The following is a 7,936-nucleotide window of genomic DNA, read 5'->3' on the forward strand; positions in this document are numbered from 1 at the left end:
GGACCGGACGGGACTCGAACCCGCGACCTCCGCCGTGACAGGGCGGCATTCTAACCAGCTGAACTACCGGTCCGTTTGACTTCCAGGGCCGCAAATGTAAAAATTGTTTTTGATAAGTCAATCGCGGTCGGCTTTTTTTCGATCTTTAAATATGGATTTTTCTCCAGGCAGGCCGGTAAGGCCGTTTTTACGCGCACGTATTGCTCCGACGCCCAGTGGGTATCTGCACCTGGGCAACATTTATTCCTTCGTTTTGACCGCTACGCTGGCCCAGCGCCACGGGGCGCGCATCCTGCTGCGTATTGACGACCTGGACCGGCAGCGGACGCAGCGGGCGTACATCCAGGATATCTTCGATACGCTGAACTTCCTGGAGATCCCCTGGCATGACGGGCCGCGGAATGCTGATGAGTTCGAGCGGGAGTACTCGCAGGTGCATCGGATGGAGTTGTACCGCGCAGCGCTGGCGGAGCTGCGGGAGAAGCAGGCGTTGTTTGCCTGTGATTGCTCGCGAAGTAAGATTCAGCAGGCGGATGCTACCGGGGCGTATACGGGGTATTGTCGTACACGTGGGGTGCCGTTTGATGCGGTGAAGGTTAGCTGGCGGTTACGGACCGACAATGATGCGCCGCTGACGGTGCGTACGTTGGGGGAGCCTGTGGTTGAGGGCCTACCCAGGGAGCAGACTGATTTTGTGGTGAGGAAGAAGGATGGCGATCCCGCGTATCAGTTAGCGTCCGTTGTAGACGACGAGCATTTTGGCGTCGATCTGATTGTCCGGGGGATGGATTTGTGGCCATCTACGTTAGCGCAGTTGTATCTGGCGCGTGTGCTGGGGCGGAATAAGTTCATGGCGACTACCTTTTATCACCATCCCCTGATCACCGGGCCAGGTGGAGATAAGCTTTCGAAGTCGGCAGGGGCGACCTCGATTCAGTATTTGAGGAAGGAGGGGAAGACGAAGGCGGATGTGTATACTATGATAGCTCGGAAGTCAGGTATAATCGATAGATTAGAAAACTGGCTGGAATTAGGTGAGCGTCTTTGATATTAGCGCAATTAGACGGTTGGAAATGTTGTACGATGCAAGGAATTATGCCATTGCCGTTGGTCGCCTCTATTTTCCATTTTGAGCGCAAGTGCTAATCATTTGCGCTCTTAGGTGATCAAGCAGTTCTATACTCTTAAAGGCTTCAATAAAAAGAAAAGTAGTACCTGAAGTAAGTAGGACGAAGTAAGTGCCTGTTGCAGTCCAATCAATTGCATAGCTAGGGCCAATAAGAAAGAGCAAAAAATGCCCTATTACCATTACAGCCACCGCAGCAATTATTGTTAGTTCAAACTTGAATCTATTTAATACGGCCCTATAGTATCTGATAAGGATAGGCTCATTGTCAAATATGCAATTTGATAAATATTGGTTCCATCGACAATAGAACTCGTCACGGAGACTTATGCTTGTTTTATCCATAACTCTAACGGGGATCAATCCTCCTAACAACATTTCCCAACGATTAAATAGTATTAGAAGCCATCCGAATGTTAAGCGAAGCAAAACGGTTGAGTTGTCCAAAAATGAAAATGGGAAGTATGTTTTTGGCTGTTTTGACGTCGTTTTGATTGTAAAGTATATTTTTTCAAGCCGTATTTCGATATTTGCTGCAATATCAGCGAGAAAGAACCCAGCACCCCAACTTATAAATAGAAAAATGAGGATTAGCGGTATCAATGTCCATTCAGATAGTAAAGATTCGGGTTCGAAATTAAGCTTACGGATAATTAAGTATGTGTAGGGCCATATTGCAATCGAACCTGGAAGGACAATAATCAGAAGTTCTCTTTGATTTTCAGACTTGAATGCGGATAGTAAATCCATAAGATGTCTTTATTCTTGAAGCGTGTATGCTATATGGAATATATGTTATCTTTTCTATATAATAGAATAATGAAGAACATATCTTTGGTAATTTTAATTTTAATTTCTTTTAAATGAAAGATTTGAAGGTGGAGATGTTTGCAATAGACAGACTAACCAATAGGTTAAGACCATTGGCGTGGCTATTTGTGGGACTTAGTTTTTTATTCGCCATTTATCCGCTTATTTGGTTCGATATTAAAGCATTAAAATATAACGAGTATGGTGATTATGTTGGTGGTCCGGTGGCTGCATTTTTGACTTTAGGATCAATGTTTTTTATTTATATTACATATTTGTCACAACGGTACCAGGTTTTACTTCAGCAGAATGAGATACGCGAAAATTTAAATCAAAATTATTCGTCTCAATTTGAGGCGAGATTTTTTCAGCTTTTACATCTGCATGCGAGTAATGTTAGTTTAATGGACTATAGAAATAGGAAAGGTGAAGTTTTATCAGTTGGAAGGGATTGTTTTAGAACTTATTACAAAAAATTCGAAAAGGCTATTCTTAGAGTAAGGAAGCGAGAATTTCGCAAACTTTATAGTCTTTCCAATGATGTTGTACTTAACTTGAGTGAGTATGAATCTATAGAAATCGCCTTGGAGGATGTACTGGATGAATTTACTTTTGTCTATACTAAGTTTCAGTCCGATTTAGACCCGTATTATAGGAGTATGGAACATTTGATTGGATATACTCATCAGTCAGAATTGCAGGAGAAACAAAAAGAAGAATTTTTTGAAATTTTGAGGGCACAACTATCAACATACGAACTCGTGTTTGTTTATTATTTTATTCATTTAGGAGGTGAGTTTTCTGGCAGACAACTAAGTAAGTTGGCGAAAAGTTACAATTTAGTGCGTGATGTTGATGAAGTAGATTTATTTCATGGTGATAAAAGGATTCGCTTTTAAATGCAGGTTACTGGTTCAAGGTGTATTCTACAGTTGTATTGAGACAGGCGGGACAACATACTTCACAGCCCGCAGCTGATCACATGTTGTATCAGTTTTGATCGGTTGTTTTGAGAAAAAAATCGTTTGTTTGAAACACGATGTTTTGGCCGGAGGGCAGGATGTCGAAATGGCGCGAAGGTGGTGCCGGATGGGACGCCCAAGCGACGAAAATACCCCGCGACCGTGGCACTCAAAACCGGGGATCCTTCGAGTCAGCCACTACGTTCTTCCATAGATGTTCCACGGTTGAACCACGGATGATCTACTCCTTATATGGATTGGAACATCCCTGTGTCAGGTGTTGGATCAGGTTGGAGGGAGCGCGGGGGAAACGGGAATTACTCGGGCACGGTTTGGCCAGCCCTAGTCATCGTTCCAGGTAGTCTCCGTGTAGTGCACATACATCGGCATGACCATGCGCACACAGACGGGCTTGCCTTTGTGGCGGCCGGGCGTCCAGGCGGGCAACGACTCCAGGCTGCGAATGAGACCCTCCCGGCATTTGTCGTCCGTGCTGTCCGCCGCGATCTCGATGTTTGAAAGTTTGCCGGTTTTATCGACAACACATTTTAGTACGATCTTATCGGGATGGCATCCGTGGGGCAGTTTCATGTCTTTTCGGAAGTCGCGGATAAAGTCTTCCAATCCTTTTTTGTATACAGGCATTACTTCGGCCACCATCCGTAGGCTGTCACATCCCGCCGGCAGCCGGTCCTGAGCATAGGTAATGCTCGAGGCAAAGCAAAGAATGACGACCAAGCTGGATGTGATGCCAGAAGCGCTTGAAAATGAAAGAGAGATCTTCATAATCGTGTAAATTACTCGTCGAAGCCCAAAAAACAAAGGCGGTCGTCCCGACTCCCCGGAACCACCGCCTCATAATGCGACCTCCAATGTTACACCTGCCCCGTCTCCACAATATACTTGTCAAACATCCGCAACAAATGCGTCCCCACCACCAGTACATGAATCTTGTTATAAGCAAACTCAAATAAATCCTCCGACACTTCCAGCTCATCGCTGACCAAACGCAGCTGGCAACTTTCGTCCTCTACAACCTCGACTCTCCCCATAATCGACTCGCGCCGCCCCGGTAGAAACACCATTACCAGCATCCCTTCATTGCGCACCCACTCAAACAGCTGCTGATCGTGATCTAACGTCGGCAGCACCTCTGGCACGTCCGGCATTTCCCCCAGGGAAAGCAAAAAATCAACCTTGTCATACCGGTCCACATTCAGCTCGGCTACAATGCGTTGCTTCCGCACAAACACAAAGCCATCCAGCGCCAACCCATGGGGAATGAAGTGGTCCAGATCCCACACCTCTCCGCTTTCGATTCGTACACCATGCACCTCGTCCGCGAGCCCCTTTACCTTAATTTCCCGGTAGTCCCCTAAATCCGCCCGAAACTCCGGACCTTCTCCAAAAATGAAATTCTGCATAGTTGATATAATGTTAGATTAATAGGTTAGTATATAGTTTTAAAAAAGATGGCCCCCGAAGACTATCGGAGGACCACCAACGACTACTCCTCAAGCTTTTCCACCGCCGCCTGACTGACCGCCGTCATAACGGTTCCGGCCACCGTCAGATACCCCGCGATGGTCAAAACCACCGCAGGCACAACAACAGGCGCCGCCACCACGGCGCCACCCGCCGCTACCAGCGACAAGCCGATCGTGCGGAGCACGCGAAAGAATTTAGGAGTAGGTTCCCCCATACGTTCCAATACACTCATGTTAATTTGATTTAATCGTTAAAAAGACTTGTTCTTTACGCGTCATTGCCGCAAACACAAGCGCATGCAGCCTGGCCGTGGCAGCGCAAGATTGAATCCCGCGCCCCGCACCGGTGAGCGTGGTTACGGGGGCAATACACCCCCGTAACTGCTCAAGCGCATCATTCGCCGGGTGGATCAGAATGCCCGAGCGCTCGGGCACATCCATCACCACCAGGTGCTCGCCACGCTTCTGCGTGAAGCGCTTCTGCAACACATACCGCCCTTCCGGTATACACGACACGTTGTGCATGTTCTCGAGCCATGGTAATTCAATGCTATAGCATACCAGGTCTTGTTCATGCAGCCAGACGCCGTTGGTACCAAGCGGATGATACGTGCGAACCTGCGTCAGCTCCATCAAGCGCCGAGTTGATCTACCTGTACGATGGCGAGCGCACTATAGCCGCCGTCGTTAAGAGCATACTGCTGTCCGTTCACCAGCTGCATAAACTCGATCCCGAACGCCAGGAACAACGCATCCTCCGTGCCCGGATCAAACGCCGTCGCCAGCTGTACCTGTACCTCGGCCGGATTATTCACCAGGATCTCCTCTGAACGCTCCTGGTTCAAGCTATAGTCGCCCGTCTCGAAGTCGATCCGTGCCACCCCCGACAGCAATCGGAAGTGCGTGGCGCCACTTGGCGAGCTGACCATCTTGCCAGGCGCAAACAACGGCAGTGACACTGTCGCGGTACCCGCCGCACGATCGATCGCCGTATCAAACTGCACATACAGCTTGCTCGACAGCGACGCATCGCGGCTGAAATTAAACCCTTGCAAAAGCCCTAGCACACCGTCTTGCGGCGTACGCTGGCCGCGTTGGTTGACCGGGTCCGTACGCAGAACACGCATCAGTTCCTTCGTCAACCGGCCCGTCATACGCGAGTCGGCTATGCCACTGTACAGCGGGCGAAACGCCGTGCGGATAACCTGTCCCGTCTGCGCGGCACGACCGAACTCCGAATTATTCTCGCGCGTCCGCTGAAACGACGCATCGTTCTTAATGCGATCACCGCTCAGCGAGGTTCGCTCGCGGGCGATATAGCCGTCGGCCGTCTTGACAAACGTGATGTCGCCAAGGGTACCCTCCAGCTTAATAATCCCTTTTTGTTTAGCCATAAAAGTAAAATTTGTTAAATGTATCCGGCCTGTTACAGGCTGGCCGGTTCGCCTTCTGTGCTGCAGCGGTTCAAACATACCGGCAGCCCGAGGCAAACCATAACGACAGTTCCCACATGTTCCCAACGGTTCGTATATGTTCCTATATATTCCCAACTGTTCCTACCATCTGGCGCGAGTCTTAGCCCCGTCTCGGGGCGGAGACTCGTGCCCAGCATGGCGGGGAGTCTTCAGACTCCCCAACGGTAACATCGTAACCCGTGGTAACCCATATACCCCGACGGCCCATGTCGTACACCAAAACCAATCGGAATTATACCAACCAAAGCCTTGCAAAAAAGGGAACCGCAGCAGTACTTGGCGACAAGAAAAAATCAAGAGCCGGATACTCCCTACTAAAGCCCTACTTAAGCCGTACTAAAGCCCTATCAAAGCCGTATGAGTAAAATGACAAGAACGATAGTTGTAATCACCCCCAAAGACATCCAGCGCATCATGGGCTACTGCTACAAAACGGCCGGACGTATTCATCGTCGAATCCGGCAATTCGTCGGGAAACGCCCCGGCCAACTTATAACCATCGACGACTTCTGCACCTTCACCGGCCTAACCCATGAAAATGTAGAGACGTTGCTAAACGATGATTAAGCCCTGGTTCAAGTCTTCCGACCGAAGGGAGGGCGACTTGGACCTACCCCAATGCCAGTCTTCAGACTGGCAAGGCCCCACTCGTAACCTGCACAACCATACACCCCGCCAGCCCGCACCGACTATAAACCCTTTCCGGTTGATCCATATATATCTAAACATGCCCCAATCTAAGGGCATGCGGTCCGACAGGTGCAAGGGTTCGCTTCGCCTGCGCAAGAAAAAATCTCCACCTTCCGCACACGCCCTCCCGCCAGCCCCCAGGTAGTATTTTTTCTTGGCAGCCCTTGCACCTGTCTCCCCGATCCCTTGAAGCATGGCCATGTTTAAATATATATTTCGTGTCCGCGTCGGTGGCTGGTGGCTTTCGGCGGGCTTATACCTCTGTTGGGCTGTTACGCCTTTTAATGTGTGTGTCGTTCGTTCTTCCTTCCGGGAGGTTTCTATCCGGGTCTTTTGGGTTCAGTTCTCAGTTTCACAGCTCCCGTTCTAAAAGGGGGCTTAACCAGCGTGCGCGTTTCGCCCACGCTGGTTTCTTCACTCTCACATTCACCCTCACACCGCTTTCACCTGTCCGCGCTTATCCCGCGAAGTCTTCGCGAACGCTACCAGGTTCAACTGTTCCCGTAGCCGTGACCGCACGCGGTTGCCGTAACCGGACTCAAGCTCGGTCGCCTGCAGGTTGGTCGTGATATGGGTAAGCATGTGCTGACTCACAAAGAGCTCGTAGCGGCTGAGCAGTATTTCCGCCATCACATTGCACTCATTACCGAAGTACTTCAGGTTTTGCTCCGCGCCCAGGTCATCGAAGCAATAGATACGCGGACCATGGCTGTTATAGGACAGCTTGCTATAGCGGTTAATGACTTTATAGCCATCCTCCAGCAGCTCGAAGCTGACGTCACGGCAGGGGCGTATCGTGAATTGGTGTGGCGGGTGGGGAATGGTGCGCAGGAGCGTCATGAGAGATGATTTGCCGCAGCCCACCGGACCGGTGACAAGCAGGCCTTTGTTCAGGTCGATGCCAAGCCGCGTCGATTCCGCTTCGTGGCGAAGAAAGTAAGCAATGAGTCGGTGAACGACCGGGTAGTCACCTTCGTCGATGGTGAAGTGCAGGCCGAACGTTTGACGGCCGTGTTTTTCAAGGTATTGGATACACCAGGAATAGTCGATAGGCTGCATAGGTATATATTTTTTTAAATGGCGGCAGTGGAACTGCCGCCCATGACTGTTTGCATTTTCTTCGCGCCCGCGCTCACACCGTTTTCGTGGTGGCGGCGAATCGCCGGACAGAATGCCTGTATTTTCTCCGCTCTCGCTCTCACACTCACGCTGTTTCATATGGGTTCTGGGAAATCTTTATCGTTGTCGGTATCGAGGTGGTGAGGCTTAGGGCCTTTTTGGGTGTTCGGATTTTTTTCATCGAACACTCCGATTTTGAGGATCCAGCTGCGCGCCACGGCCTGCCAGTCTCGTATCGGTGTGCGGTCGCGCCGTTCCCAGCCGTTG

General features: G+C 50.0%; 11 protein-coding genes and 1 tRNA gene. 3 read left to right on the plus strand and 9 right to left on the minus strand.

The window, feature by feature from the left end:
- Positions 1–73: transfer RNA gene (locus KK062_RS29535), tRNA-Asp, on the minus strand.
- Positions 74–151: 78 nt separating this feature from the next.
- On the opposite strand from KK062_RS29535, the gene KK062_RS29540 reads away from it, so the two are divergent.
- A complete protein-coding gene (locus tag KK062_RS29540) occupies positions 152–1,048 on the plus strand; it encodes a glutamate--tRNA ligase family protein (protein ID WP_254087998.1) in 897 nt (298 codons plus the stop codon).
- Between the two features lie 69 nt (positions 1,049–1,117).
- Here KK062_RS29540 and KK062_RS29545 read toward each other — a convergent pair whose 3' ends face one another.
- Positions 1,118–1,876 (minus strand): hypothetical protein, encoded by a 759-nt coding sequence (locus tag KK062_RS29545; protein ID WP_254087999.1) that lies wholly within the window; start codon positions 1,874–1,876, stop codon positions 1,118–1,120.
- A 113-nt stretch (positions 1,877–1,989) separates the two neighbouring features.
- Between KK062_RS29545 and KK062_RS29550 the strand changes: the two genes are divergently transcribed.
- Positions 1,990–2,835: a putative phage abortive infection protein gene (locus KK062_RS29550; protein WP_254088000.1), complete on the plus strand. Its 846-nt coding sequence runs from the start codon at positions 1,990–1,992 to the stop codon at positions 2,833–2,835.
- A gap of 405 nt (positions 2,836–3,240) precedes the next feature.
- On the opposite strand, the gene KK062_RS29555 is transcribed toward KK062_RS29550, so the two are convergent.
- The 5 genes from KK062_RS29555 to KK062_RS29575 all read right to left on the minus strand — a co-directional run bounded on the left by KK062_RS29555 (position 3,241) and on the right by KK062_RS29575 (position 5,779).
- A complete protein-coding gene (locus KK062_RS29555; RefSeq protein ID WP_254088001.1) occupies positions 3,241–3,684 on the minus strand; it encodes an energy transducer TonB in 444 nt (147 codons plus the stop codon).
- An 89-nt stretch (positions 3,685–3,773) separates the two neighbouring features.
- Positions 3,774–4,322: a hypothetical protein gene (locus KK062_RS29560; RefSeq protein ID WP_254088002.1), complete on the minus strand. Its 549-nt coding sequence runs from the start codon at positions 4,320–4,322 to the stop codon at positions 3,774–3,776.
- Between the two features lie 83 nt (positions 4,323–4,405).
- Positions 4,406–4,618, minus strand: a complete 213-nt coding sequence (locus KK062_RS29565; protein WP_254088003.1) for a hypothetical protein — start codon at positions 4,616–4,618, stop codon at positions 4,406–4,408.
- 1 nt (position 4,619) lies between these two features.
- A complete protein-coding gene (locus KK062_RS29570) occupies positions 4,620–5,018 on the minus strand; it encodes a DUF5675 family protein (RefSeq protein ID WP_254088004.1) in 399 nt (132 codons plus the stop codon).
- Positions 5,018–5,779, minus strand: a complete 762-nt coding sequence (locus KK062_RS29575; protein WP_254088005.1) for a hypothetical protein — start codon at positions 5,777–5,779, stop codon at positions 5,018–5,020. The genes KK062_RS29570 and KK062_RS29575 overlap by 1 nt, the downstream gene beginning before the upstream one ends.
- A gap of 447 nt (positions 5,780–6,226) precedes the next feature.
- Here KK062_RS29575 and KK062_RS29580 point away from each other — a divergent pair, with 447 nt between their 5' ends.
- On the plus strand, positions 6,227–6,427 hold the full coding sequence (locus KK062_RS29580) for a hypothetical protein (RefSeq protein WP_254088006.1): 201 nt from the start codon (positions 6,227–6,229) through the stop codon (positions 6,425–6,427).
- Positions 6,428–6,982: 555 nt separating this feature from the next.
- Here KK062_RS29580 and KK062_RS29585 read toward each other — a convergent pair.
- Together KK062_RS29585 and KK062_RS30875 are read right to left on the minus strand one after the other, a co-directional pair.
- Complete coding sequence (locus KK062_RS29585; RefSeq protein WP_254088007.1) at positions 6,983–7,609, minus strand: P-loop NTPase family protein; 627 nt, start codon at positions 7,607–7,609, stop codon at positions 6,983–6,985.
- 14 nt (positions 7,610–7,623) lie between these two features.
- Positions 7,624–7,752, minus strand: coding sequence for a hypothetical protein (locus tag KK062_RS30875; RefSeq protein ID WP_262899348.1), 129 nt, complete (start codon positions 7,750–7,752; stop codon positions 7,624–7,626).
- Between the last annotated feature and the right edge of the window lie 184 nt (positions 7,753–7,936).

Source organism: Dawidia cretensis, assembly GCF_018598175.1.
GTDB classification, from domain to species: Bacteria; Bacteroidota; Bacteroidia; order Cytophagales; family Cyclobacteriaceae; genus Ohtaekwangia; species Ohtaekwangia cretensis.

Excerpts from the sequence above, each read along its gene's own strand:
- KK062_RS29540 (WP_254087998.1), top strand. The coding sequence starts at position 152 with ATGGATTTTTCTCCAGGCAGGCCGGTAAGGCCGTTTTTACGCGCACGT.
- KK062_RS29545 (WP_254087999.1), bottom strand. The coding sequence starts at position 1,876 with ATGGATTTACTATCCGCATTCAAGTCTGAAAATCAAAGAGAACTTCTG.
- KK062_RS29550 (WP_254088000.1), top strand. The coding sequence starts at position 1,990 with ATGAAAGATTTGAAGGTGGAGATGTTTGCAATAGACAGACTAACCAAT.
- KK062_RS29555 (WP_254088001.1), bottom strand. The coding sequence starts at position 3,684 with ATGAAGATCTCTCTTTCATTTTCAAGCGCTTCTGGCATCACATCCAGC.
- KK062_RS29560 (WP_254088002.1), bottom strand. The coding sequence starts at position 4,322 with ATGCAGAATTTCATTTTTGGAGAAGGTCCGGAGTTTCGGGCGGATTTA.
- KK062_RS29565 (WP_254088003.1), bottom strand. The coding sequence starts at position 4,618 with ATGAGTGTATTGGAACGTATGGGGGAACCTACTCCTAAATTCTTTCGC.
- KK062_RS29570 (WP_254088004.1), bottom strand. The coding sequence starts at position 5,018 with ATGGAGCTGACGCAGGTTCGCACGTATCATCCGCTTGGTACCAACGGC.
- KK062_RS29575 (WP_254088005.1), bottom strand. The coding sequence starts at position 5,779 with ATGGCTAAACAAAAAGGGATTATTAAGCTGGAGGGTACCCTTGGCGAC.
- KK062_RS29580 (WP_254088006.1), top strand. The coding sequence starts at position 6,227 with ATGACAAGAACGATAGTTGTAATCACCCCCAAAGACATCCAGCGCATC.
- KK062_RS29585 (WP_254088007.1), bottom strand. The coding sequence starts at position 7,609 with ATGCAGCCTATCGACTATTCCTGGTGTATCCAATACCTTGAAAAACAC.